The sequence below is a fragment of the Actinomadura sp. 3N407 genome, assembly GCF_052245875.1.
Taxonomy (GTDB): domain Bacteria; phylum Actinomycetota; class Actinomycetes; order Streptosporangiales; family Streptosporangiaceae; genus Spirillospora.
Genome location: NZ_JBQQBP010000006.1, coordinates 1 through 24,430, shown reverse-complemented (window position 1 = coordinate 24,430; position 24,430 = coordinate 1). Strand labels below are relative to the sequence as shown.

At 72.9% G+C, this 24,430-nt stretch carries 24 protein-coding genes and 4 tRNA genes; 19 read left to right on the top strand and 9 right to left on the bottom strand.

Annotated elements, in window-relative coordinates:
• Window positions 1-260: 260 nt before the first annotated feature.
• From ACTWPP_RS16560 to ACTWPP_RS16525, 8 genes are all read left to right on the top strand, one after another.
• Complete coding sequence (locus ACTWPP_RS16560; RefSeq protein WP_443105149.1) at window positions 261-1,076, top strand: AfsA-related hotdog domain-containing protein; 816 nt, start codon at window positions 261-263, stop codon at window positions 1,074-1,076.
• 7 nt (window positions 1,077-1,083) lie between these two features.
• Window positions 1,084-1,773, top strand: a complete 690-nt coding sequence (locus tag ACTWPP_RS16555; protein WP_443105148.1) for a methyltransferase family protein — start codon at window positions 1,084-1,086, stop codon at window positions 1,771-1,773.
• Between the two features lie 2 nt (window positions 1,774-1,775).
• Window positions 1,776-4,460: a PEP/pyruvate-binding domain-containing protein gene (locus ACTWPP_RS16550; protein ID WP_443105147.1), complete on the top strand. Its 2,685-nt coding sequence runs from the start codon at window positions 1,776-1,778 to the stop codon at window positions 4,458-4,460.
• Window positions 4,461-4,545: 85 nt separating this feature from the next.
• The gene (locus ACTWPP_RS16545; protein WP_443105146.1) at window positions 4,546-5,625 is read left to right on the top strand and encodes a polyprenyl synthetase family protein; all 1,080 of its coding nucleotides are present in this window, start codon (window positions 4,546-4,548) and stop codon (window positions 5,623-5,625) included.
• An 11-nt stretch (window positions 5,626-5,636) separates the two neighbouring features.
• Window positions 5,637-6,875 carry a PucR family transcriptional regulator gene (locus ACTWPP_RS16540; RefSeq protein ID WP_443105145.1) on the top strand — a complete coding sequence of 413 codons (1,239 nt, stop codon included), beginning with the start codon at window positions 5,637-5,639 and terminating at the stop codon, window positions 6,873-6,875.
• 9 nt (window positions 6,876-6,884) lie between these two features.
• Window positions 6,885-8,060, top strand: coding sequence for a cytochrome P450 (locus ACTWPP_RS16535; protein WP_443105144.1), 1,176 nt, complete (start codon window positions 6,885-6,887; stop codon window positions 8,058-8,060).
• Window positions 8,057-8,953 (top strand): hypothetical protein, encoded by an 897-nt coding sequence (locus ACTWPP_RS16530; RefSeq protein ID WP_443105143.1) that lies wholly within the window; start codon window positions 8,057-8,059, stop codon window positions 8,951-8,953. Before ACTWPP_RS16535 ends, ACTWPP_RS16530 begins: the two co-directional genes overlap by 4 nt.
• Before the next feature lie 22 nt (window positions 8,954-8,975).
• Window positions 8,976-9,395: a nuclear transport factor 2 family protein gene (locus tag ACTWPP_RS16525; protein WP_443105142.1), complete on the top strand. Its 420-nt coding sequence runs from the start codon at window positions 8,976-8,978 to the stop codon at window positions 9,393-9,395.
• A 6-nt stretch (window positions 9,396-9,401) separates the two neighbouring features.
• On the opposite strand, the gene ACTWPP_RS16520 is transcribed toward ACTWPP_RS16525, so the two are convergent.
• Entirely contained in the window at window positions 9,402-9,788 is a 387-nt protein-coding gene (locus ACTWPP_RS16520) for a nuclear transport factor 2 family protein (RefSeq protein ID WP_443105141.1), read from the bottom strand.
• Between the two features lie 94 nt (window positions 9,789-9,882).
• On the bottom strand, window positions 9,883-11,070 hold the full coding sequence (locus ACTWPP_RS16515; RefSeq protein WP_443105140.1) for a zinc-dependent alcohol dehydrogenase: 1,188 nt from the start codon (window positions 11,068-11,070) through the stop codon (window positions 9,883-9,885).
• 150 nt (window positions 11,071-11,220) lie between these two features.
• Between ACTWPP_RS16515 and ACTWPP_RS16510 the strand changes: the two genes are divergently transcribed.
• Both ACTWPP_RS16510 and ACTWPP_RS16505 read left to right on the top strand, forming a co-directional pair.
• Window positions 11,221-12,240, top strand: a complete 1,020-nt coding sequence (locus ACTWPP_RS16510) for a Ppx/GppA phosphatase family protein (RefSeq protein WP_443105139.1) — start codon at window positions 11,221-11,223, stop codon at window positions 12,238-12,240.
• Window positions 12,241-12,319: 79 nt separating this feature from the next.
• Window positions 12,320-12,649 (top strand): DUF2795 domain-containing protein, encoded by a 330-nt coding sequence (locus ACTWPP_RS16505; protein WP_443105138.1) that lies wholly within the window; start codon window positions 12,320-12,322, stop codon window positions 12,647-12,649.
• 25 nt (window positions 12,650-12,674) lie between these two features.
• On the opposite strand, the gene ACTWPP_RS16500 is transcribed toward ACTWPP_RS16505, so the two are convergent.
• Window positions 12,675-13,118: a YbhB/YbcL family Raf kinase inhibitor-like protein gene (locus ACTWPP_RS16500; protein ID WP_443105137.1), complete on the bottom strand. Its 444-nt coding sequence runs from the start codon at window positions 13,116-13,118 to the stop codon at window positions 12,675-12,677.
• Window positions 13,119-13,233: 115 nt separating this feature from the next.
• Between ACTWPP_RS16500 and ctaD the strand changes: the two genes are divergently transcribed.
• The gene (gene ctaD, locus ACTWPP_RS16495) at window positions 13,234-14,922 is read left to right on the top strand and encodes an aa3-type cytochrome oxidase subunit I (protein WP_443105136.1); all 1,689 of its coding nucleotides are present in this window, start codon (window positions 13,234-13,236) and stop codon (window positions 14,920-14,922) included.
• Between the two features lie 85 nt (window positions 14,923-15,007).
• Here ctaD and qcrB read toward each other — a convergent pair whose 3' ends face one another.
• From qcrB to ACTWPP_RS16475, 4 genes are all read right to left on the bottom strand, one after another.
• Window positions 15,008-16,630: a cytochrome bc1 complex cytochrome b subunit gene (gene qcrB, locus ACTWPP_RS16490; protein ID WP_443105135.1), complete on the bottom strand. Its 1,623-nt coding sequence runs from the start codon at window positions 16,628-16,630 to the stop codon at window positions 15,008-15,010.
• A 174-nt stretch (window positions 16,631-16,804) separates the two neighbouring features.
• Entirely contained in the window at window positions 16,805-17,893 is a 1,089-nt protein-coding gene (locus ACTWPP_RS16485; RefSeq protein WP_443105569.1) for a PrsW family intramembrane metalloprotease, read from the bottom strand.
• Window positions 17,890-18,459: a hypothetical protein gene (locus ACTWPP_RS16480; RefSeq protein WP_443105134.1), complete on the bottom strand. Its 570-nt coding sequence runs from the start codon at window positions 18,457-18,459 to the stop codon at window positions 17,890-17,892. The genes ACTWPP_RS16485 and ACTWPP_RS16480 overlap by 4 nt, the downstream gene beginning before the upstream one ends.
• Window positions 18,460-18,542: 83 nt before the next feature.
• A complete protein-coding gene (locus tag ACTWPP_RS16475; protein ID WP_443105133.1) occupies window positions 18,543-19,346 on the bottom strand; it encodes a pentapeptide repeat-containing protein in 804 nt (267 codons plus the stop codon).
• Between the two features lie 98 nt (window positions 19,347-19,444).
• Between ACTWPP_RS16475 and ACTWPP_RS16470 the strand changes: the two genes are divergently transcribed.
• The 6 genes from ACTWPP_RS16470 (at window position 19,445) to ACTWPP_RS16445 (ending at window position 21,170) form a co-directional block, all read left to right on the top strand.
• Window positions 19,445-20,239, top strand: coding sequence for a putative protein N(5)-glutamine methyltransferase (locus tag ACTWPP_RS16470; protein WP_443105132.1), 795 nt, complete (start codon window positions 19,445-19,447; stop codon window positions 20,237-20,239).
• A gap of 53 nt (window positions 20,240-20,292) precedes the next feature.
• Window positions 20,293-20,430, top strand: a complete 138-nt coding sequence (locus tag ACTWPP_RS16465; protein ID WP_443105131.1) for an LPFR motif small protein — start codon at window positions 20,293-20,295, stop codon at window positions 20,428-20,430.
• Window positions 20,431-20,736: 306 nt separating this feature from the next.
• Window positions 20,737-20,810, top strand: a tRNA-Arg gene (locus tag ACTWPP_RS16460).
• Between the two features lie 29 nt (window positions 20,811-20,839).
• A tRNA-Gly gene (locus ACTWPP_RS16455) sits at window positions 20,840-20,911 on the top strand.
• 87 nt (window positions 20,912-20,998) lie between these two features.
• Window positions 20,999-21,070: transfer RNA gene (locus tag ACTWPP_RS16450), tRNA-Gln, on the top strand.
• Window positions 21,071-21,097: 27 nt separating this feature from the next.
• A tRNA-Val gene (locus ACTWPP_RS16445) sits at window positions 21,098-21,170 on the top strand.
• Here ACTWPP_RS16445 and ACTWPP_RS16440 read toward each other — a convergent pair.
• Together ACTWPP_RS16440 and kdgD are read right to left on the bottom strand one after the other, a co-directional pair.
• Window positions 21,167-22,318, bottom strand: a complete 1,152-nt coding sequence (locus ACTWPP_RS16440; protein ID WP_443105130.1) for an L-talarate/galactarate dehydratase — start codon at window positions 22,316-22,318, stop codon at window positions 21,167-21,169. The two genes, ACTWPP_RS16445 and ACTWPP_RS16440, sit on opposite strands and share 4 nt — an antisense overlap.
• Complete coding sequence (kdgD, locus tag ACTWPP_RS16435; RefSeq protein WP_443105129.1) at window positions 22,315-23,229, bottom strand: 5-dehydro-4-deoxyglucarate dehydratase; 915 nt, start codon at window positions 23,227-23,229, stop codon at window positions 22,315-22,317. Before kdgD ends, ACTWPP_RS16440 begins: the two co-directional genes overlap by 4 nt.
• 74 nt (window positions 23,230-23,303) lie before the next feature.
• Here kdgD and ACTWPP_RS16430 point away from each other — a divergent pair, with 74 nt between their 5' ends.
• Window positions 23,304-24,179, top strand: coding sequence for a LysR substrate-binding domain-containing protein (locus ACTWPP_RS16430; RefSeq protein WP_443105128.1), 876 nt, complete (start codon window positions 23,304-23,306; stop codon window positions 24,177-24,179).
• A gap of 69 nt (window positions 24,180-24,248) precedes the next feature.
• The coding region (locus tag ACTWPP_RS16425; protein WP_443105127.1) for an acyl-CoA dehydrogenase family protein at window positions 24,249-24,430 on the top strand (182 nt) is incomplete at its 3' end.

The window sequence follows — 24,430 nt, the reverse complement described above, 5'->3', positions numbered from 1 at the left end:
ATGTCCCGCAAGTGGACGCTGACATGCGCTTTCCGGGCGGGAAGCCCTTGCACGGAGCGTGTCCGGGGGACGCCGGGTTGCCGGTCTGGGAAGACTCTCGCCGCCTGGACTGCCCAGGAGTGCAGTTCAGCTGTGCTCATTTCTGTAGCAAGATGACGGCCGTCTCGCCGGTTTTCCGGCCCTTACCGAGAAGGGTGTCCGGTGCCGTTTTCGACGCATGCCGGCGAGAAGCCAGGGGTCAGTAAATGAGGGGAGGGCGCATGGCCGCGTCCGTCATCGATCGATTCCGCGAGCTGGTCGTCGACGAGTCCGATCCCTTCTACTTCGACCACCCGCTCGACCACGTGCCGGGGATGCTGCTGTTCAGCGGCCTGCTCGACCTGGCCGTCCGCGCCGACGAGCTCCGGTCGCGCGGGCGGCCGCCCGGCCGGGTGGTGGCCGGACTCGACTTCACCCGGTTCTGCGAGCTGCGCGGCGCCACGACGCTGTCCTGCCGCGCGATCCCCGGCCCGAACCGGGCGTGGACGGTCGCCGCGCGCCAGGCGGGCGAGGAGGTGTGCGCGGGTTCCATCGCGTTCGCCGACGACGTCCCCGCGGTCCCGGCCGGTACGCGCGCGGCCGGCGCGCCGGCCACGCCCCGGCGGGCCCCCGCCGAGCTGGTCCACCGGCACCGCCCCGAGAACATCCTGGTCGGCGAGCCGGTGCGGCGCGGGCGCGGGGTGGTGGAGGCCGCCGTCCTGCGGCCGCCCGCCGGACCGGAGCCGAGACCGCCGTTCCGCGGCCCCGTGGAGATCGTCGAGGCCGGCCGGCAGTTCGCCACGATGCTGGAGCACGAGGAGCACGGCAGGCCCATGGACGCGACGCTGCTGTGGGTGGCTCTGCGGCTGGACATCCCCTGCCGCCTCGACCGCGACGCCCCGCTCCTGCTGCGCTGGCCGGTCGCGCGCGTCCCGGGGCGCCGCTCCCACTGCAGAATGACGCTGGCGGACGCCGTGACCGGCGCCGACCTGGGGTCGCTGGCCTACGAGGCGTATGCGGTGGGCCCGGAGCAGTACGCGCGGACCAGGGCGCGGTGACGAGACGATGACCGACAGACTCCTGGTGCTCGCGCCGCGCCTGCTGTTCGCCGCGGGCGCGGGCGCGCTGACCGTGGGGATCGTTCGCCACGCCGGGGGAGGGGGCGGCCCGGCCACCGTCCTCCAGCCCCCACCCACCACCGTTGAATCGATGAGCTCCGCTCAAACGGTCGCGGTGGGCCTGCTGGCCGCCTACCTGTGCTGGCTGCTCCTGGAGGCCCCGGTGACCTTCCGCCGCGCCGCCGCGCCGCCCGCCGACGCGCGGACGCTCCTGCCGTACGCGCTGGCCCGCATCCTGCTGGTCGCGTCGGCCGCACTCGCGCCCCTGCCGTGGGACGGATGGTCGCCGTGGCTGCTCGTGCCGGCCGCCGTGTTCGCCGCCGGGGTGGCGTTGCGGCAGGCCGCGATCCGCGCGCTCGGCCGCTTCTACTCCCACCACGTCATGCGGCAGGACGGCCACCGGGTGGTCACGAACGGGCTCTACGGGATCGTCCGCCACCCGGCCTACGCGGGGATGCTGCTCGCGAACACCGGTTTCGCGTGCTTCTTCCTCAACCCCGCCGGAGTCGCGGCGCTGGTCCTGCTGGCCGCCGCGGTGGCCTGGCGGATCCGGGTCGAGGAGCGCGCCCTGCGGGACGTTCCGGGTTACGCGCGGTACGCGGCCGGGAAGCCGCGCCTGCTGCCGGGAGTGTGGTGACCATGGGCGAGATCGGCCACAAGTTCACGCGGCTGGAGACGCTGCACGCGGCGGGCTTCCCCGTCCCGGACTTCTTCTGCCTGCCCGCCGCGGAGTTCGACCGGGCCCTCGGCGGGGTGAAGGACGCTCTTCCGCCGGTGCCGTCGGTGCCCGTGCAGAGCTGGTGCGCCTCCGCCGCGTCGGCGTTGTCCAAGGCCGTCCCGGCGGGAGAGGGCGCCGCCGGGCTGCTGGACGCCTTCGACGAGCGCATCGGCGCGCGGGGCATGGCCGCCGTCCGCGCCTGCGTCGTGCCGGGGGAGGACGGCGTCGGCGAGGACTCCGACGACGACCCGTTCGCCGGGATGAGCGACAGCTTCCTTTACGTCCGGCGTGAGGGGCTGCTGGAGGCGGTGGCGCGCTGCTGGGCGTCGGCGTTCAAGCCCGAGGCCGTCCGGTACCGGATCCTGAAGGGCGTCGATCCCGCGAGCGTCCGGGTCGCGGTGGGGATCCAGCGGATGGTGCCCGGGACCCGCTCGTTCGTCGCGTTCACCCGGGACCCCCGCGACGGGACGAGGCATCACATCATCGCCGCCGCGCACGGAATCGGTGAGGGCGTCGTCCAGGAGAAGGCCGACATCGACCACTTCTTCGTCGATCCCAAGACGGGCACCGTCCGCGCCGAGGTCGTCGCCAAGCGGCTCATGGTGGGACCGCCCGCCGACGGCGCGACCGACCCGGAGGTGACCGAGGTGCCGGAGCCGCTCCGGGACGTGCCGGTCCTCACCGAGGACCAGGCGCGGGAGGTGGCCGATCTCGCCGCGCGCGTCGAGGAGCGGTTCGGCCGCCCGCAGGACATCGAGGGGACGTTCACACCGGACGGCACCGTCCACCTGGTCCAGGCCCGGCCGCTCGCCGGGACCGCACCGGGCGGCGGCTCGCGCGTGCACTGGGGCAACCACAACATCACCGAGAGCTTCCCGGGCGTGTCCGGCGCGCTCACCTACTCGCAGGCGCGCATGTTCTACGAGCTCGCGTTCACCGACCTGTACCGGCGGATGGGCGTGCCGGCCCGGCGGCTGCGCGCGAACGCGCACCGGCTGCCGCGCATGGTCGGGTACCTCGACGGCCGCGTGTACTACCGGCTGGACGACTGGCAGGAACTGCACGGCCAGCTGCCCGTGTTCGACCTCATCCGCTCCGGATGGGAGGAGGGCATGGGCATCACCGGCGAGGTGCGCGCCGCCCGGCGCTGGCCGCCCGCCCGCGTCGCCGCCGCCCTGCCCGTGATCGCCTGGCACGCGGCCGGGCACCGGCGGGCGACGGCGCGGCTGCTGCGCTGGTGGGACGGGCTGGCGGCGGAGATCCACGACCCGGCGGCCCGCCCCCTCGCCGAGCGGTCCCCGGACGAGCTGATCGCCCTGTACCGGCGCGTGTGGGCCGAGGTGGCGCGGCGCTGGGGCGTCACGCTCGCCAACGGCGTCTACGGCCTGCTCGTCATGCGGGCCGGGACCGCGCTGCTGCGCCGCTGGGCGGGCGCCGGACCCGAACTGCTCCCCGGCCTGCTGTGCGGCGGCCGCGAGAACCGCTCGCTCGCCGCCGCCCGCGCCGCCATCGACCTCGCCGAACGCGCCGCCGGGATACCGGACCTGAAGGCGGCGCTGCTGGCCGCCGGCGGCGAGCGGGAGGACGGGGCCGACGAGGAACGCCTGCGTGCCGTGTGGTCCGACATCGCCGCCGGCCGGCACGGCTCTTCCATGGCCGCGGCCGCCCGCGCGTACCTGCGGCGGTACGGGGACCGCGCGATGCACGACCTGAAGCTCGACGAGCCGACCCCGCGCCAGCGGCCCTGGACGGTCGCCGCGACGATCGCGCCGTTCGTCCGGCAGGGCACGACCGTCGCCGGCAACCGGGCCGGTGAGGCGCGGGCCGCGGCGGACGCCCGGCGGCGGCTGCGGGCGGCCTGCCGCAACCCGGTGCGCCGGTCCGTGCTGACCGTGCTGCTGGCCATGATGCGATGGTTCGTCCGTACGCGGGAGGACACCCGGTTCCTCCGCACGCAGCTGTTCGGGCTGTCCCGCGAGGTGATGTGGCGGCTCGGTGAGCACCTCGCCGAGGCGGGGATGCTGGACGACCCCATGGACGTCCACGACCTCACCGTCGAGGAGGTCACCGGCGCGTTCGACGGTACGCTCCCCGGCTCGGACCTGCGGGGCCTCGCGGCGGTGCGGCGCGCGGAACGCGACCGCCGGTGCGCCGCGCCGCCCCCGCCCGCGCTGCTGTCGATGCCCGCCGGGCGCCCGGTCGCGGCGGCCCTCCCGCAGGCGCGCCCGGCCGGCGCCCCGGAGCGCCACGAGGGCGCCGATGCCGCGCAGGGGGTCCTGCGCGGGCTCGGGTCGAGCGGCGGGACGGTCCGGGGCCGGGCCAAGGTCGTCCTGGACCCCGGCATCGCCCCCGCCGACTGCACCGGCCGGATCCTCGTCGCGCGCGAGACCGACCCCGGCTGGCTCCCGCTCATGATCGCGGCGTCCGGGCTGGTCGTCGAGCGCGGCACGCTGCTCTCGCACACCGCCGTCACCGGGCGGCTGCTGGGCGTGCCCACCGCCGTCGCGGTCGGCGGCGCCGTCGGCCGCATCCCGGACGGCGCCTGGATCGAGCTGGACGGGCGCGCCGGCACGGTGCGGGTCCTGGACGAGCGTCCGGCGCGGTGACCGGCACGCGCGAGGACCGTCACCCCTGAATCACCGGGCCACCGGCACGGCCCGGCACACCCCGCAGTAGCAGAGGAGTTGGCACGTGGACGAAGGAGTGTTCGGCAAGGCCGCCCAGGAACGGGCGATCGCCGAGGTCGAGGCGGAGATGGCGAGGTTGTGCGAGCTGCTCGCCGAGGGCCTCGCGATGGGCCTGGACGAGGGCCGGGAGATGGTCGGCGGTGCCATGTCGGAGTTCCTCGCGGAGTTCTTCGACCTCGTCCAGGCCAAGGGTTCGCGCCCCGGGACGAACGGCATGATCACGCTGCCGCTGCTGGTGCACGGCGCCGAAACCGGGCCTCCGAGCGAAGCTCGTCGTTGGAATGCCGGCGGACGAGGGCCGGCCCGGGCCGTCGCCGTGGTCCATCTGCTCTGGTGGGCGGCGGCCCGCTATCTCGACGACCTCACCGACGCCCCCGGCGCGCCGTCCCCGGGAAGCGTCGCCGTCAGCAAGAAGGTGCTCACGGCGCTGGCCGTGGGAAGCCATCTGCCCACCCGGCTCATCGCGGGCCTGCCCCTCACCGCCGGAGTCCGCGCCGCGCTCGGCGACGAGCTGTCGCGGTGCTGGCTGGACGCCGTGGACGGCCAGCTCCGCGACCTCTCCGAACCGGTGTCGGCGGCGACCCCGGAGTCGGTCCTGCGCGGTTACGAGGGCAAGACCGGCTCCCCGTACGCGATGGCGGCGGCGTCGGCGGCGTGCCTGGCCGGCTCGGACGGCCGCCGCGTCACCGGCTGGCGCTCGTTCGGCCGGGCGCTCGGCGTGCTGCGCCAGCTCGTGAACGACCAGCGCGACCTCGCCTCCGGACGGCACGAGGATCTCGCCAACGGGACGGCGACGTACCTGCTCGTCCATCTGCTGGGTTCGCTGCCGGCCGGGCGGCGCCGGGAGGCGATCGCCCTGCACGCCGCGGCCCGCCACTCCGGCTCCGCGCGCGCCGAGCTGACCGCCTGGATGCTGGACGACGAGGTCATCGACTCCTACGCGGCCTCCGTCGCGCCCCTGGTCGAGCAGGCCCACGGCCGCCTCGACCTGCTGGGCGGCGACCCGGACTGCGTCCGGGAACTGCACGGGCTGGTCGACGAGACCGTCGGGCACATGCCCGGGTTCCATCTGGCCGTGGCGTAGGAGGACCGTCGATGACCCCTTCCTGCGGACTCCCGGAAATCCTCACGGCGCACTGCCCGCTGCTCGACGCGGCGATCGGCGAGGCCCTGAAAGGCCATCCCGCCTACCAGCCGATCAGGCGGGCGGCGGGCCCGATGTTCGGCCGCCGCGGCGAGACCTGCGCCCGACTGCTCGCCCTCGTCCTGGCGGGCGACCCGCTTCCCGAGGACGACCTGGCGCGCTTCCGCGACCTCGGCGTCATGGCGGCGCGGCAGGCGATCCCGCTTCCGGTGCTGTCGGAGGCGTGGGACCTCGCGCTCGCCGCGGCGGCGCGGAGCTGCTGGGCGGTCGTGCCCGCCGGGTGCTTCGCCGAGATGGCCGAGCTGACGGCGTGCGCGGCGCGGCTCGCGGGGCGGGCGCGGGAGGGCTGCATCCAGGGCTACGCGGAGGCGCCCAGCGAGGGGAACAGGTCCCGGCCGCTGCGGCGCCTCCTGGCCGAGACGCTGATCGACGGCGCGCCCGCGGACGTCATCGCCGACGCGGCCGGGGTCCGCCTGGCGCCCGCCTACCTCGTCCTGCTGTGCGAGGCCCCGACCCTCGCGTCGGCCGCCCACCGGGAGCGGGCGAGCGAACGCCTGGAGGCATGGGACGGCGTCCTGCACTCCGGCGACCTGTCCAGGCTCGTCGCGCTGTTCCCGGCCGGCGACCCGCTGCGCGCCGAGGACCGGGCCGCCGAGTTCACGGCCGGGCTCGCGGGGTGGACGCGCGGACCGGTGCACGCCGCCACGTCCCTCCTCGGCGGCCTCGACGACATCCCCGCGGCGCTGGAGGAGGCGTCGCAGGTGCTGACGCTCGTCAAGGCCATCCCCGACGCCGAGGACCGCCCCTACCGGGCGGACGAGCTGCTGGTCGAACTCGCCATCCTCGGGCAGCCCGGCATCCGCGGCAGGCTCGCCGCCGTGCTGTCCCCGCTCGACGCCGGCACCGACCTCCGCCGCACCCTGGAGGTCCTGCTCGCCTGCAACCTCGACCGGGAGCGCGCCGCGCGGGAGCTGTGGATCCACCGACGCACCCTGCACTACCGCCTGGACCGCATCAGGGACCTGTCCGGCATCGACCCGAGTTCGGCGCGCGGCATCCAGCTGTTCCGGGCGGCGCTCACCTCGGCGCGCCTGACGACCCTGGAACGCGAGGGCGGCAACGGCGGTGCCGGCGGCGACGGCGGTGGCCGCGCCGAGGACACGTCCCTGCCCCCGCCGCTGAGCGCCTGAAGGACCATCATGGACTTCCCCCTGCCGAACCTTCCCGGCGTCGCGCTCGACGAGGGCTACCTGCGGCGCTTCCGGCAACGGCCGCTGGTGCCGGTCGTGCTGGCGAGCGGGCACCGGGCCCTGCTCGTCACCCGGCACGCCGACGTCCGGACGGTCCTGTCCGACGACCGCTTCAGCCGCGAGGCCTGGGCCGGCGGCACCCTCTTCGCGCGGACGCGGACGTCCCTCGCGCTGGTCACCAGTGACCCGCCGACGCACACGCGCCGCCGGAAGGCCGTCCAGGCGCGCTTCACGGCCCGCCGCGCCGAGGCGGACCGGCCGCGCGTGGAGGCCGTCGCCGAACGGCTGCTGGACGAGATGGAGTCGGCCGGCCCGCCCGCCGACCTGATCGCCCGGTTCGCCACCCCGTTCCCGTACGCGGTCATCTGCGACATGCTGGGCGTCCCCACCCATGACCTCGGCCTGCTGCTGCCGTGGGTGAACGCGATGATGTCGGCCGGACGGTTCCCCGCCGGCGAGGTCGGCGCCGCCCACGAGGGCATGCACGGGTACTTCGCCGACCGGCTCGCCGAACGCCGCGCGAAACCCGGGACCGACCTGCTGAGCGCGCTCATGGCCTCCTCCGGGCTGTCCGACGACGAGATCATCGTCTTCGGGTACGGGCTGCTGATGGCGGGCGGCGAGACCACGTCCAACTTCCTGGCGGCCTGCGTCCTGGAACTGGTCGCGCGGCCGGGCCTCGCCGCGCGGCTGCGCGCCGACCCGTCGCTGATCCCGGCCGCCGTCGAGGAGTTCCTGCGCTGGGTCTGGTTCGCCGGCACCGGGGGCCAGCCGCACGTCGTCCTCGACGACACCGAACTCGCCGGGACGAAGCTGGCGCGGGGCGAGGTCGTCGTCCCCCTCACCGACGCCGCCAACCGCGACCCCGCCGCCTTCCCCGACCCGGACGAGTTCGACCCCGGACGCGCCCCGAACCCGCACGCGGGCTTCGGCCACGGCCGCCACATGTGCCTCGGCGCGCCGCACGCCCGCGTCGAACTCCAGGTCGCGCTCGCCGCCCTCCTCCGCCGTTTCGGCGACCTGTCCCCGGCGGTCGACCCGGGCCGGCTCGAATGGCGGGACCGGATGTTCATACGCGGCGTCTGGGAGCTTCCGGTGACCTGGTCCCCGAGGCCGGCCCGATGAGGGGACGGGTCGTCCGGCTGGGGCTGTTCGTCCGGGGGAGCTACCCGCCGCTGCCTTCCCTGCTGCTCGCGGTGCTCTGGGCGTACGGGGTCACCGGGCTCTTCGCCGCACTCGATCCAGGGTCGTCCGGGTGGCGGCCGGGGGCGGGGACGGCGGTCGCGGCGGTGACCCTCTTCGTGGATCTGCTGCTGATGCGGGCACTGGACGACATCCGCGACGTGGAGTACGACCGCCGGTTCAATCCCGGACGCCCGCTGGCTGCCGGGGCGGTGCGGCCCGGTGACCTGGCCGTCCTCTACGGTGCGGGCGTCCTGGTCCTGGGTCTGCTGAACGCGGCGTGGCCGTGGCGGGCCGGCGTCCTGCTCGCCCAGCTCGCGTACGCGGCCGGGGCGATCGCCGTTCACCGGCGGTGGCGGCGCCCGTCCGCCGACAACCTGTTCGCGAGCCTGCTGGTGAGCCTGCCCGCACCGGTGCTGCTCCACCTGTACCTGTACGCGGGCTACCTCGACGCGGCCGGGCGGCACGCCGACGCGTCCGGAGCCGTCGCGGTCGCCATCGCGGTGCTCGCGGCCGGGCACCCCGAGCTGGCAGGCAAGATCACGCGAGCGCCGCGTGCGGGGGAGCGGACCTACGTGACGACCCTCGGCGTGACGGGGACGGCCGTGCTCGCCCTGGCCGTCCCGGTGCTGTCCGCGGGGCTGCTCATGGCCTGGTCGCGGGCCCCGGCCGGGTGGACGCTCATCGCGCTGCTCCCGCCGGCCGTGCCGGCGGCCGCCGCGTGGAGATTCCGGCGCGGGCACGGCGAACGGGACCGGCGCTGGCCGCGCACCGCGCCGGCCCTGTACCTGCTGCTGACCTTCGCGAGCTACATCGTGCTCGGGCTGGCCCGATGACCGCGGGAATGACTGGAGGAACATGGACGTGCACGACTGGATCGACCGGCTGGAGGCGGGCTGGACCGCCTCCGACGCCGACGCGATCGCGGGCCTGTTCGCCGAGGACGCCCGCTACCGGCAAGGCCCGTTCGGCGAGCCGCATGTCGGACGAGCCGCCATCCGCGCGCACTGGACGGCGACGCTCGGGCGGCAGCGCGACCCGCTCATCTGGTTCGGTGAGCCGCTCGTGTCGGGACGGCGGGCATCCCTCGAATGGTGGTGCGTCCTGCACGACCCGTCCGACGGCACGCCCCGCACCGCCGCCGGCTGCGCCGTCCTCTGGTTCGGCGGGGACGGCCTGTGCCGCGCGCTCCACGAGTACTGGCACGGCGCACCCGGCCGCGCCGTCCAGCCGCACGGGGCCTGGCCGGACCGGGCATCCTCCCCCGGCCGTCCCTGACGGACCTCAGTCCAGGCCCAGGTCCCGCTTGACGGCCTCGAACTCCACCGCCATCGCGTCCGACAGCGCCTTCGCCCCCGACAGCGGCCGGACCATGACGCAGAACTCGTCGATGAGCCCGTCGTCGTCCTGGTGCAGGAAGTCGCAGCCGTGCACCTCCCGGTCACCGACCCGCGCCTTGAAGACCAGGGCGTGGTCGCGGCCGTCATTGATCTCGTTGACGTACCGGAAGTCCGCGAACACCCGGGTCACCGCGCGCAGGATCGCCGACACCGTCGCGCGCCCCTCGTACGGCGCGAACGCCACCGGGCTGAGGAACGTGACGTCCTCGGACAGCAGCGCCGGGAGGGCACCGATGTCGCCCTTCTCAATGGCCGCGCGGAACGGGTGCATCGGGCCCACCTCCAGGCTCGGATTCGGCCCCGGGCGTCACCGGGGCGCGGGAAAGCCTATTGGGAGCGGGTCCCGTCCGCGATCATCGCGCGCGTCAGCCGGCCGGCTGCAGCAGCACCTTGATCGCTCCGTCCTCCTTCTTCTGGAACATCTCGTACGCCCGCGGCGCCTTGTCCAGCGGCCAGCGGTGCGTCGCGAGGTCCATCACGCCGAGCGGGTCGGAGTCGTCGGTGACCAACGGCATCAGCTCGTCCACCCATCTGCGGACGTGCGCCTGGCCCATCCGCAGCGTCACGCCCTTGTCGAACATCCGCATCATCGGCAGCGGGTCCGTCATCCCCCCGTACACGCCGATGAGGGCGATCGTCCCGCCCCGCCGGACGACCTCGATCGCGGTGCCGAGCGCGGCGAGCCGGTCCACCCCGACGCGCGACATCAGCGGCGCCGCGGTGCTGCCCGGCATCAGCCCGGTGAGGGTCTGCGCGAACTTGGCGCCCGGCGAGCCGTGCGCCTCCATCCCGACCGCGTCGATCACCGAGTCGGTGCCGCGGCCCCCGGTGATCTGGCGCACCGCGTCAGGGACGTCGTCGGCGTCATCGGAGTCGATCACCTCGATGCCGTGCCGCCGCGCCATCTCCAGGCGCTCGGGCACGAAGTCCACGGCGATCACCCGATGCCCCATGTGGCGGGCGATCCGGGCGGACATCTGCCCGATCGGGCCGAGGCCGAGCACGGTGACCGTCCCGCCCTCCGGGATGGCGGCCCAGTCCACGGCCTGCCGCGCGGTGGGCAGCACGTCCGAGAGATACACGAAGCGCTCGTCCGGCGGGCCGTCCGGCACCTTGATCGGCCCGAAGTGCGCCTGCGGCACCCGCAGGTACTCGGCCTGCCCGCCCGGCACCTGCCCGTACAGCCTGGTGTAGCCGAACAGCGCCGCGCCCATGCCCTGCTCGCGGACCTGCGTGGTCTCGCACTGGGCGTACAGCTGCATGTCGCACATGTGGCAGCGGCCGCAGGAGATGTTGAACGGGATGACGACACGGTCGCCGGCCTTGATGTGCGCGACGTCCGGGCCGGTCTCCTCGACGATGCCCATCGGCTCGTGCCCAAGAACGTCGCCCTCACTGAGGAACGGGCCGAGCACCTCGTACAGGTGCAGGTCGGACCCGCAGATCCCGGACGAGGTGATCCTGATGATCGCGTCGTCCGGCTCCTTGATCTCCGGGTCGGGCACGTTCTCGACCCGCACGTCGCGCTTGCCATGCCAGGTGACAGCCTTCATCGTGATTCCTTTCAAGCACAGGGGCCGCCCTGCGACGAGCGGCGGGGACCGTCGCAGGCGCCCTACCCCGTTGAACAGGGCGAAACGTCGAAGATCCCGCCGGGCGGCGCCGCGCCGACTGAGAACGTCCCATCGGGGTAAAGCACGCCCATGGAAGTCGCACCCCTGCGTCTCGGCGTACTCGACATCGGCTCCAACTCGGCTCACCTGCTGGTCGCCGACCTCGACCCCGGGCACGCGCCCCTGCCCGTCCGGTCGGTGAAGACCGCGGTCCGCCTGGCCGAGGCGACCGACAAGCACGGCGTCATCCACCGGCCCGCCGTCGGGCGGCTGATCGGCGCGGTGCGGGAGTCGGTCGCCGCCGCGGCCGCGCTCGACGTCGACGAGCTGATCCCGTTCGCGACGTCCGCGCTGCGGGACGCCGCCAACCGCGACGACGTCGCCGCCGAGGTCCGCGCCGCCACGGGCATCGGCCTCGGGTTCCTCACCGGCGAGCAGGAGGCGCGGCTGACGTTCCTCGCGGCCCGGCGGTGGCGCGGCTGGTCCGCCGGCCCGATGCTGCTGGCCGACATCGGCGGCGGCTCCATGGAACTGGCCTGCGGCGCGGGCCTGGAACCGGAGATCGCGCTGTCGCTGCCGCTCGGCGCGGGCCGCCTCACCCGCCATCACCTGCCGCCGCGCCGTCCCGTCCCGAAACGCACCCGCAAGGCGCTGCGCGACCATGTCAGGTCCGTCCTGGAAGAGGCGACGCGGGGGATCGCGCAGCTGCCGCCGCCGGTCACCGCCGTGGCGACGTCCAAGACGTTCACCCAGCTCGCCCGGCTGTGCGGCGCCCCGAAGGCGAAGGCCGGCCCCTACCGGGAGCGGCACCTCGACCGGCGCGAGCTGCACCGCTGGATCCCGAGGCTGGCGGTGCGGTCCGACGCGGAGCGGGCCGAGCTGCGCGGGGTGAAGGCGTCACGGGCCCGCCAGATCCTCGCCGGCGCGATCGTGGCCGAGGCGGTGATGGACGTCCTCGCCCTCGACCGGCTCGACATCTGCCCGTGGGCGCTCCGCGAGGGCCTCTTCCTGCACCGCCTGGACGCCCTCATCGAGGGCCGCCGCCCGGGCACCTTTCCCGAACACAGCCCCGTGACCCTGCGCGACGTGCACCTGCGCGCCGTCCCCTGACCCCGTTTGGGGCGCGGCGCGGCGGGCAGTCCCGCGACAGGACGGCGCCACGCGCGCAGCCAGGCGACAGGGGGCCATCATGAAACTCGCCGACACCCGGCAGATCGAGGAACTGCTCGGGGACCTCGCGTTCCCGGCGAGCAAGCAGAAGATCGTGGAGCACGCGCACGGCAGGAGACCGGAGACGCAGGCGGAGCGCGCGCTGGCGTCGCTGCCGCTCGGCACCTACGACAGCGTGGCCGAGGTCGTGCGCTCGCTGCCGATCGACCCGGATCCGGGGCGCAGCCCGTCCGAGCAGGACCACCAGCGCAGGCGGCACGAGAAACCCGGCCTCGCCGAGCACATGCGGCACTCCGAGCGGAGCCCCGTCGAGGAGGAGTTGAGCCGCGAGGACGACGAGGACCTCTGACCCGGCGGGCGGCCGGCCGCCCGGTTCAGCGGGCGTAGGTGCCGACGAGGGTGGCGGTGGCGAGCACGTTGTCCTTCAGTGCGGCGCGCAGGTCGTCCACCGAGAACCCGGAGGTCAGGCCGGACGGCCTGCGCAGCGCGTACAGGGTGAACACGTAGCGGTGCGCCGGGTCGCCTACGGGCGGTTGCGGGCCTCCGTAGCCGTTGTCGCCGAAGTCGTTGCGGCCCTTGGCGATGCGGGGACGGTCCTCCCCGGCGCCGAGCCCGTCGCGCTCCGGCGGAATCCCGCCCAGCATCCAGTGGACGAACGTGCCGCCGGGGGCGTCCGGGTCCTCGCACGTCAGCAGGAGCTCGAGGCAGGCGGCGGGTACACCGGACCATCTCAGCTCGGGGGAGACGTCCCCCGACTCGTGCGAATGGGTCACCGGGATCGGGCCGTCGCCGGTGAACGCGGGGCTCGTCAGCGTCATCTGCTCCATGGTGCCGTCGTGCCCGGAGACGGGCGGACGATGCGCCGTTCCCCGCGTTTGAAGCGGGGCTGCGCGGCAAGTGCCCCGGTGGGTTCGGACGAGGGAGGGAGGCCGGATGACGGCGGTCCAGGGAAGGGACGACGCCAGTGTCGCCGACGCGCTCGGGCGGCACCGCCGGGGCACCAAGATCGGGAACGTGCTGGCGACGACGGACCACAAGGTCGTCGGCTACCTGTATCTCAGCACCTCGTTCGCGCTCTTCCTGATCGCCGGGCTGATGGCCATGGTCATCCGGGCCGAACTGCTGGAGCCCGGGCTGCAGGTGGTGGACAACCAGCAGTACAACCAGATGTTCACCATGCACGGCACGATCATGCTGCTGCTGTTCGCGACCCCGCTGTTCGCCGGGTTCGCCAACGTGATCGTCCCGCTGCAGATCGGCGCCCCGGACGTGGCGTTCCCGCGCCTCAACACGCTCAGCTACTGGCTGTTCCTGTTCGGCGCGCTCATGGTGCTGGCGGGGTTCGTCGTGCCGGGCGGCGCGGCGGCCTTCGGCTGGTTCTCCTACTCCCCGCTGGCCTCGGCGACCTACTCGCCCGGCCTCGGCGGCGACCTGTGGGTGATGGGCCTGGTGCTGTCCGGATTCGGGACGATCTTCACCTCGGTCAACCTGATCACCACGATCATCGCGATGCGCGCCCCCGGCATGGTGATGTTCCGGATGCCGATCTTCACGTGGAACATCCTGCTGACCAGCGTGATGGTGCTGCTGGCCTTCCCCGTCCTCGCCGCCGCGCTGCTGGCCCTGGAGGCCGACCGCAAGCTCGGCGCGCACATCTACGATCCGTCGCACGGCGGCGCGATGATCTGGCAGCACCTGTTCTGGTTCTTCGGCCACCCCGAGGTCTACATCATCGCGCTCCCGTTCTTCGGGATCATCACCGAGATCATCCCGGTGTTCGCCCGCAAGCCCATCTTCGGCTACCTCGGCATGGTGGGGGCCACCATCGCGATCACCGGGCTGTCGATGACGGTCTGGGCGCACCACATGTTCGCCACCGGCCAGGTCCTGCTGCCGTTCTTCTCCCTGACCTCCTTCATGATCGCCGTTCCGACCGGCATCAAGTTCTTCAACTGGGTCGGCACCCTGTGGAAGGGGCACCTGACGTTCGAGGCCCCGATGCTGTTCGCGCTCGGGTTCCTCGCCACGTTCCTGTTCGGCGGCCTGACCGGGGTGATCCTCGCGTCCCCGCCCATGGACTTCCACCTCACCGACTCCTACTTCGTCGTCGGCCACTTCCACTACGTCGTCTTCGGCACCGTCGTGTTCGCCATGTTCGGCGGCTTCTACTTCTGGTGGCCGAAGATGACCGGCAAGAAGCTGAACGAGGCCTGGGGGAAGGTCCACTTCTGGTCGCTGTTCGTCGGCTTCCACACGACGTTCCTCGTCCAGCACTGGCTCGGCGCCGAGGGCATGCCCCGCCGGTACGCCGACTACCCCGACGAGTTCGCCGCGCTGAACCTCGTGTCATCGATCGGCTCGTTCATCCTCGGCGCCTCGACGTTCGCGTTCCTGTGGAACATCTGGCGGACGCACCGGCGCGGCGAACGGGTCGGGAAGGACGACCCGTGGGGCGCCGGCGGTTCGCTGGAGTGGGCCACGTCGTGCCCCCCGCCGCGGCACAACTTCACGGCGATGCCGCGGATCCGTTCCGTCCGCCCCGCGTTCGACCTGCACTACCCGCCCCTGGAACCGCCGCAGGAGGCCGAGCCGGCCCTCCCCGAGCCCAAGGACAAGGGGTAGGCGGGACCCGCCCCGACCGACCGGCGACCTGCCCTAACAGCCGACACCCGACAGCGGGACGCCCCCGATGGACGACGACCGGGGCTCAGTCGCCGTCGTCCTGCGAGCCGGGGTCCAGGTCGCCCTGACCGCCGCCGTACGACTCGGCCTGGTAGTTCATGTAGAAGCGGTTGGCGCGGGTCCGTACCTGGGTGCGGGCCCGGTCCGGCGTCGGCAGCGGGATGAGGTGGTTGGGGTAGGGGGCGACGAGTTCCCCCGGCCGCCGGGTCCGCAGGAGCGCCTCCTGATCGTCCGACGGCTGCTCGTGCCGTTCGCTGTATCCGCCTTCCGGGCTCAGCGAGATCAGGCCGCTCTCCACGCCCTCCTCGCGCTCTTGCAGGTCCCGGCGCTGGAGGCTGAGGCAGATCCGCCGCGTGACGATGAACGCCAGGATCGGCGCGGCGAAGAACCCCACACGGAAGAACCAGGTCGTCCAGTACAGGGGGATGCCGAAGACGAACGCGATGATGTCGTTGCCGCCCGCCGCCCACAGGTTGCCGTACCAGGCGACGGCGGCCATGCCGATCGCGGTCCTCGTCGCGGCGTTGCGCGGGCGGTCGAGCAGGTGATGGAGACGTTCGTCTCCCGTGGCCCAGCGTTCCGCGAACGGGTACATCGCGATGAGAGTGAAGAAGACCCCCGGCAGGATGACCGCGGGCAGCAGCACGTTCCACGAGATGCTGTGCCCGAACAGGGTCGTCTCCAGGGGCGGCATGATGCGCAGGGAGCCTTCGAGGAAGCCGACGTACCAGTCGGGCTGCGAGCCGATCGAGATTTGGTCCGGCTCGTACGGGCCGTAGAGCCACACGGGGTTGATCTGCAGGAACGCCCCCATCCCGGCCAGGACCCCGAACGTGAACAGGAAGTACGCGGCGCTCTGCGCGGCGAAGTGCGGAAACGTCGGCTCCCCGGAGACCAGCCGCTCCCGCCGTCCCTTGCCCGGCCAGATGGTGTGCGTCTGGTGCCAGAGGATCATCAGGTGCGCGGTGATGAGCGCGAGCAGCAGCCCGGGGATGAGCAGGATGTGCACGGTGAACAGCCGCGGGATGAAGCTCTCGCTGGCGGGGAACTCGCCGCCGAAGACCCACAGGCTCAGGTAGGTGCCGACGACGGGGATCGACATCACGATGCCCTGCATGATCCGCAGGCCGGTGCCGGACAGCAGGTCGTCGGGGAGCGAGTAGCCGGCGAACCCCTCGGCCAGCGCCAGCACGAACAGCGTGACGCCGATCAGCCAGTTGATCTCGCGCGGCTTGCGGAACGCGCCGGTGAAGAAGATGCGCATCAGGTGGATGCTGATCGCGGCGAGGAAGACGATCGCCCCCCAGTGGTGGATCTGCCGCATCAGCAGGCCGCCGCGCACATCGAACGAGATGTGCAGCGTGGACGCGTACGCCTCGCTCATCTGGAGGCCGTTCAACGACGTGTACGAGCCGTCGTAGACGATGTGCGCGCCGCTCGGCTTGAAGAACAGCGTCAGGTAGACGCCGGTGATCAGCAGGATGATGAACGAGTAGAGCGCGATCTCGCCGAGCAGGAACGACCAGTGCTTGGGGAACGCCTTGCCGATGTTCTTGTGCAGGAACTGCGTCGAACCGAGCCTGTCGTTGACACCCCAGGCGACCTTCTCCAGCCCCTCGGCCGTCGACCTGCCCATCCGTCCCGCCATCGCGCATCTCCCCCGGCCGAGCCGTGATCTCCGCAGGGGCGGTACCCGAGGCGGTATGGGGCAAACGGCGGCGCGGCGGGGCCTGAGCGCCGCCGCGCGGAGCCGTTCACCGGCCGGCCGGAACGAGCAGGCCGGCACGTCCTCGCCGCCGTCGTCTTCGCCGCCGTCCTCCTCTCAGGCCACGCGGGGTCGCCCGGCGGACGCGTTGAGGTGCCGGCGCAGATCCCGGACGTCGGCCCGCAGCCGGTCCGCGGACCGGGGATCGCGTTCCAGGCCGCCGAGACCGTCCTCGATCAGGTCGAGCTCGGTGGCGCGCAGCCGCGCGAGCAGCCGGCGCGGCTCCCCGGCCGGGACGTCCCACCGCTCCTTCCTGCGCCACTTGCGGTAGGCGAGGACGTGCCCCTCGCCCGGAACGAGGACGCCCCTGGCGGTCTCGGCGTGCGCCGTCCGCCGGAAATGCGAGAGGTAGCGGCGCCGGGAGACCCGGTAGGTGACGACCGCCGCCAGCAGGATCGGCGCGCCCTTCACCGGCAGCAGCAGCACACCGAAAAGAACAGGCGAATCCCACCAGGAATGCAGCGCCATCGCCAGGACGAAACCGCCGGCCGCGACGGTCACGCTCGTCCGGGACGCCCTGCCGAGCAGGCACCCGAGACCCGCGCCGCCGACCGCCGTCATCGCCCAGTGGCTCCACCACGCGCCGCCGACCACCCGGCTGCCGAACGAGAACAGCGCCGCGTTCACGTCCTGCGTCGCCCCCGTCAGAACGATGGTGTTGAGGACGTACAGGAAGTTCTCGGACACCTGGAAGCCCAGCCCGGTCAGCGCGCCGTACCCCCACCCGTCCAGCGGGCCGCGGATCGCGGACGGCGCCATCAGCGCCAGCGTCGCGACACCGAGCAGCTTCAGGATCTCCTCGTCGACCGGCGCGGCGATCGACGCGCCCCACGCGGAGTTGAACCCCGTCCCGGCAGTCTTCCCGATGACCGCCTGGAACGCCGCGTTGGTGGGCAGCGCCAGCCCGAACGCCGCCAGCCCGCCCCACGCCACCGCGATCAGCGCGTACCCGGACGGGCGCGACCGGACCGGATGCAGCCGCCGCAGCACCCATACCCCCGCCGCCAGCGCTGGCGCCAGCAGCGCGAGACCGGCGATCGATCCGGCCGGGAACGCCCGGACCGCCGCCTCCATGCCCCGCCACGCGATCCAGGCCCCGAGCAGGCACGCCGCCGCCCACAGCCAGAACGCGGGGCGGCGTGTCATGGCCACGGAGCCGTGATCCGGACGCTCCGCGCCATCGCCTCGACCTCCGCGGCCACCTCGCGGAACGCGCGCGGCGGTCCGGCGGCCGTCACCGTGGCCCCGAGCGTGTCCGTGGCGAACACGGTGGCCATGCCCGCGCGGTCCCGCCCCATGAGTCTCCCGGTCAGGCCGGTCAGCCCGTGCGCCGTCGTGATCGGCGCGGGCCCCGCGCCAAGCCGCGTCTGCCCGCCGACCGCGACGATCCGCCCGAGGCCGTCCCACAGCCTCCGCGCGTCCAGCGGGCCCAGCGGGACGACCACGTTCAGGTTGAACACGACGTCACCGCTGAACAGCTCGACGCTGCTCGTCAGTGAGGTGTCCGCCTTGCTGAGGACCCAGCCGGCGGACGGGACGACGAACGTCACGGGGCGGGCGCCGTCGCGTTCCGTTCCGGCCGAAAGGACCGTCCCGGGCGCCAGCGGCGCGCCGCGGTCTCCCAGCGCCTCGTTCACCAGGGGCAGCCCCGCGCAGAGGATCAGCAGCACGAGCGCCACGACGCCCGTGCCCCACCATCTCACCCGCGTCACGCAGCCCCCCGATGACGTGCGCTGCGGAAATGCCCCCTGGCGACGGCCCTAAACAAGATCAAGGACCGTTCCCCCGGGGGGTGTCACCAGTGCGCGGGCCGTCCCAGCGACTCCGGCGGCCGCGTGGTCGCATCACCCCGGGCCGAATCGAGCTGGGACCGCGTCACGAAGACGGCCCCGGTGAGATCGGCGCCGCGCAGGTCGGCGTCCCTCAGGTCGGCCCCGATCAGGTCCGCCGCCCGCAGGTCGGCGCCCCGCAGATCGGCGGCGATCAGGTACGCGCCGCGCAGGTCCGCTCCCCGGAGGTCCGCGCCCTTCAGCCTCGCCCCGATGAGGTCGGCTCCCCGCCGGTTCTTCCCGCGTCCCGGGACACCGGCCCGGACGAGCTCGCTGACCCGCAGAAGCAGGGCGTTCACCCTCTCCCGCACCGCCGGGACGTCCACGTCGGCGAGTTCCGCGGGGCCGCCCCCGGTGAGGCGGACGACCTCGTCCCGTGCCTCGTGAAGGCCGTCGCGCACCGGCTCGGCGGGCGGCAGCGTGAGCGCCTCATCGAGGTAGTAGAGCAGTTCGTGGAGCTGCCGCATGACCGGGAACACTTGGAACATCTGACGCGCGACGTCCGGGCCCCGCCGCCAGTCCCGACCGCCGAAGGTTCCCTGCGACACCTTCTGCCCGGCCCCGAAGCAGTCGTAGACCGTGCAGCCCTGGAAGCCCCGCTCGCGGAGGTTCGCGTGGATGCCGCAGCGGAAGTCGGCCAGAAGGTTGCGGCATGGCTCGCCCGCGTCCTTGTCCACCGCGAAATCGGCCGACTTGGCGAAAGGCAGTGCGACACAGCACAGCCCGAAGCAGTTCGCGCAGTCGGCCCTGAGGTCGAGCTTCTCCGGCAACCCCTGATCCCCCCGTCCGGACGACACACCATTGTCCTGCCCTCCCGCCCGTGCTCGGGACGGTTCGCGGCGCGCCTGGGATAGTGTTGCCGTCGCCCATGTCAGCACCCCTCACCGAGTCCGCCATCGTCTCCAGGCTGCGCGCCGCAGGCTGCGTCTTCGCCGAGGACGAGGCGCGGCTGATCCTCTCCACGGCCCGCACACCGGACGACGTGTCCGCCATGGTGGAGCGGCGCGCCGCCGGGCTGCCCCTCGAACACGTCCTCGGCTGGGCGGAGTTCTGCGGCCTGCGGATCGTCGTGGAGCCCGGGGTCTTCGTCCCCCGCCGCCGCACCGAGTTCCTCGTCCGGGAGGCGGCCGCCCTCACCCCGCCGCGTCCCGTCGTCGTCGACCTGTGCTGCGGTTCCGGCGCGCTGGGGGCCGCGCTCGTGGCGGGCCGCCGCCACGGCCTGGACGAGTTCGCCCTGCACGCCGCCGACATCGAACCGGCGGCGGTGCGCTGCGCCCGCCGCAACATCGCGCCGTTCGGCGGGCAGGCCCATGAGGGCGACCTGTTCGAACCGCTCCCGGACGCGCTGCGAGGGCGCGTCGACGTCCTGCTCGCCAACGTGCCCTACGTCCCGACGGACGATGTCGGGCTGATGCCGCCGGAGGCGCGCGAGCACGAGCCGCGTGTGGCGCTCGACGGCGGCGCGGACGGCCTCGACGTCCTGCGCCGCGTGACCGCGGAGGCGTCGCGGTGGCTCGTCCCCGGTGGCCACCTGCTGTTCGAAACGAGCGAACGTCAGGTCCCGGACGCGGTCGCGGCGGTCGAGCACGGCGGCCTGGCCGCCAGGGCGACCGCGTCCGAGGAGTGGCACGCCACCGTCGTCATCGGGGCAAATCCCGTGTAAAACGCTATGTGCGGGTATTGAGCGTTATAGGACGACTCGAAGGAGTGAATCCCATGCGCCGCATCAGCGCAGCGCTCAGCGCCATCATCGGCACGATCATCAGCGTCGTGACCCTGCCGTTCAGGGTCCTCCAGCGACTGCTGACCCCCACGCGTGGCCGCTCGGCGCGTTCCCGCCGCCGGGCCGTCTGACGCGATCGACCGCCGCACCGGGGCCCGCGCCGAGCCGCGCAGGGCCCCGGTCCGGCCGGCGTAAAAACGATTGCGCATGCATGGCTCGTGCCGCACCATATGAGTAACGCATCGGACCGACGGGCAGAGAAGGGAGCCGCGCGATGACCGGGATTTCCGACCAGCGGCAGCGGCGACCTTTCGGGGTTCGACCGAAGGGCGGTTCCGTCGTGCCCGTGGGCGCCTCTGGATAGGCCGGAAGGCTCCACCGGAGACCGCCAGGGAGACACGTCCCCGGCGGTTTTTCATGGCCGGAAGGCCGCGCAAGCCTCTGTAGCTCAGTGGAACAGAGCGTCGCACTACGAATGCGAAAGTCCCAGGTTCGAGTCCTGGCAGAGGTGCCGCGGAGCCCGCGGGCTCCGCGATACACGCCGCACAAGCCGAAATGGTGAGGTGCCTGGCTTCCACCCAGGAGAACCGGGTTCAATTCCCGGGTGCGGCTCTGGACTGGACCGGCGGGAGTAACGACCCCCGGCTGGTTCTCCCGTGCCCGGGCGGGCGGACGCCACCGCCCGCCGGAGGGCACCCGTGCTGGATCATCCAATGGGAAGGATGCGTGATTCTGGATCACGTCATGCAGGTTCGAGCCCTGCTCCAGCAGCGCGTCCCGGAGCAATTCTCCGGGCGATGACCGGTAGCTCAGTCGGCAGAGCGGCTGTCTTACGAACAGCGGGTCGCAGGTTCGAACCCTGTCCGGTCAACGGTTCTTTCCGATGACGACCCGTTCCTTCGTCCAGGCGCGGGCCTGGTCGCTGAGCGTGATTCCGAGGCCGGGCCGGGACGGAACGCGCATGCGACCGTCCCGGATGGTCAGCCGTTCATTGAACAGCGGGTCGAGCCAGTCGAAATGCTCGACCCACGGCTCGCTCGGATACGCGGCGGCCAAATGCAGGTGGATCTCCATCGCGAAATGCGGCGAGAGTTGCAGATGACGGTGGTCGGCGAGCGTGGCGACCTTGAGGAAGTTCGTGATCCCGCCGATGCGCGGCGCGTCCGGCTGGATGATGTCGGCGGCGTCCTTGTCGATCAGTTCGCAGTGCTCGGCGACGCTGGTCAGCATCTCGCCGGTCGCGACGGGCGTGTCGAGCCTGCGGGCGAGCGCCGCGTGCCCCTCCGCGTCGTGGGCGTCCAGGGGTTCCTCGATCCAGGTGAGACCGAACGCGTCCAGGGCACGGCCCATGCGCAGCGCGGACGGACGGTCCCACTGCTGGTTCGCGTCGACCATCAGCGGGAACGCGTCGCCCAGACTCTCGCGGACGGCGGTGACGCGGCGCATGTCCTCGGCGTGGTCGGGATGCCCCACCTTGATCTTGATGCCGCCGATCCCCGCCTCCACGGACGCGGCGGCGTTCTCCAGCACCTCCTCCAAGGGCGCGTTCAGGAATCCGCCCGAGGTGTTGTAGCAGCGGACCGAGTCGCGGTGCGCCCCGAGGAGCTTGGCCAGCGGCAGCCCGGCGCGCCTGGCCTTCAGGTCCCACAGCGCGATGTCGATGGCGGCGATGGCCTGGGTGGCGAGGCCGCCGCGGCCGGCGGACGCGCCCGCCCACGCCAGCTTCGTCCAGATCCTGCCGATGTCGCTCGGGTCCTCGCCGATGAGGGCGGGCGCGACCTCGGCGGCGTGGGCGAACTGGCCGGGGCCGCCGGCGCGTTTGGAGTAGCCGAACCCGATGCCCTCGTGGCCGTCCTCGGTGCCGATCTCGGCGAACAGGAAGACGACCTCGGTCATCGGGCGCTGCCGTCCCGTCAGGACCTTGGCGTCGCTGACCGGCGTGGCGAGCGGCAGCGTGACCGACGACAGCTCGATCCGGGCGACGCGGTCGAGGGTCGCCTCACCGGCGGCGCCCGTCATGTCGCCCTCTTCACGAGTTCGGCCAGCGCGTCGAACTCGTCGCCGGTCAGGTCCGTCAGCGGCGGGCGGACGGGGCCGGCCGGGCGCCCGACGGCCCTCATGCCGGCCTTCACGATGCTCACGGCGTATCCGGCACGGCGGTTGCGGATCTCGCAGTACGGCAGGACGAATCCCTCCAGGCGGCGCCGCACCTCGTCCCGGTCGCGGGCGCGGACGGCGTCGTAGAACCCGAGGGCGAACTCCGGGACGAAGTTGAAGATGGCCGAGGAGTACGTCGTCACGCCCATCTCCAGGTAGGGCTGCGCGAACGTCTCGGCGGTGGGCAGCCCGCCTATGTAGACGAGGCGCTCGCCCAGCCGGGCCCGGATCCGCGTCATCAGTTCCAGGTTCCCGACGCCGTCCTTGAACCCGACGAGGTTGGGGCACGCGTCGGCGATCCCGGCGACGGTCGTGTCCTGGTAGACGGCGTTCGCGCGGCTGTAGATCGTCACGCCGAGGCTCGTCGCGGCGCAGACGGCCCGCACGTGGGCGGCCAGGCCCTCCTGCGACGCCTCGGTCAGGTAGGGCGGGAAGAGCAGGACTCCGTCCGCGCCGGCGCGTTCGGCGTCGCGGGCCATCTCGGCGGCCGTCGCCGTCCCGTACCCGGCGGGCGCGATCACCGGGACGCCGTCCGGGGCGTCCCGCACCGCCGCGCGGACGACCTGCCGGACCTCGTCGGCCGTCAGGGAGAAGAACTCGCCCGTCCCGCCCGCCGCGAACAGTCCCGCGAGTCCCTCCCGGCCGAGCCCGGCGATGTTCTCGCGGTAGGCGGGCTCGTCGAAGGACAGGTCCTCGCGGAAGTGGGTGATCGGGAACGACAGGAGGCCGGAGCCGAGCCGGCGGGCGATCTCGTCGGGCGCGGTCTGCTTCATGACCCGAGGCTAGGATGACGGATTGATCCAGGTCCAACACGAAAAAGGCATTCACTGATACCCGCAGGGAATCGATGTTCACGCTCAACCAGCTCGCGAACTTCGTGGCCGTCGCCGAGGAGCTGCACTTCGGCCGGGCCGCCGAGCGGCTGCGGATGACGCAGCCGCCGCTGAGCCGCCAGATCCAGCTGCTGGAGAACGACCTGAAGGTGCGGCTGTTCGACCGGACGAACCGTTCGGTGCGCCTCACCCCGGCGGGACGCGCGTTCCTGATCGAGGCCCGCCGGCTGCTCCACCAGGCCGACCATGCCGCGATGTCGGTACGGCAGGTATCGGCGGGGGAGGCCGGGAGCATCACGATCGGGTTCACCGCCGCCAGCGCCTACACCACGCTCGGCCGGCTGCTGGAGGTCGCGCGGACGGCGCTGCCCGACGTCGGGATCGTCCTGCGGGAGATGGTGACCAGGGACCAGGTGCGGGCGCTGGCGGAGGGGGGCCTGGACCTCGGCCTGGTCCGCCCGCCGGTCACGGACCCGGACCTGGAGGAACGCAGCGCCGAGCGCGAGCCGCTGCTGGCCGCGATCCCCAACGGCCATCCCCTGGCGGACGGGGACGGACCCGTCCGGCTGACCGATCTCGACGGGCAGCGGTTCATCATGTACTCGCCGGTCGAGGCCCGCTACTTCCACGAACTGCTGATCAGCCTGTTCCGGCAGGCCGGCGTCACTCCCGTGTACGCGCAGTACCTCAGCCAGGTGCACAGCATCCTGGCGCTGGTCAACTCCGGCTGGGGCGTCGCGCTCGTGCCCGCCGCCGCGGCCCGGCTCCGCTACGCGGGGCTGACGTTCCGGCCGCTCGACCTCGCCGACCCGGCGCCCGTGGAGCTGAGCCTGACGTGGCGGCGAAGCAACGACAACCCTGTGCTCGCCAAGCTGCTGCGGCATCTGTGATCAGCGTCGCCTTGACTCGGTCCGGCGACCTCGCTTATTTTGGCGCCCAAATATTTGTCGTCAAAGTAAATGGGCCGCCGACACGGCCGGGGACACCGCGGAGGACCGATGAGCGACTTTCCCGCGTACGCGCCGTCTGAGGAGCATGAGCTGTTGCGGCGTACGGTGCGTGAGCTGGCCGATGCCAAGATCGCTCCTTTCGCGGCGGAGGTGGATGAGGAGTCGCGGTTCCCGCAGGAGGCGCTGGCGGC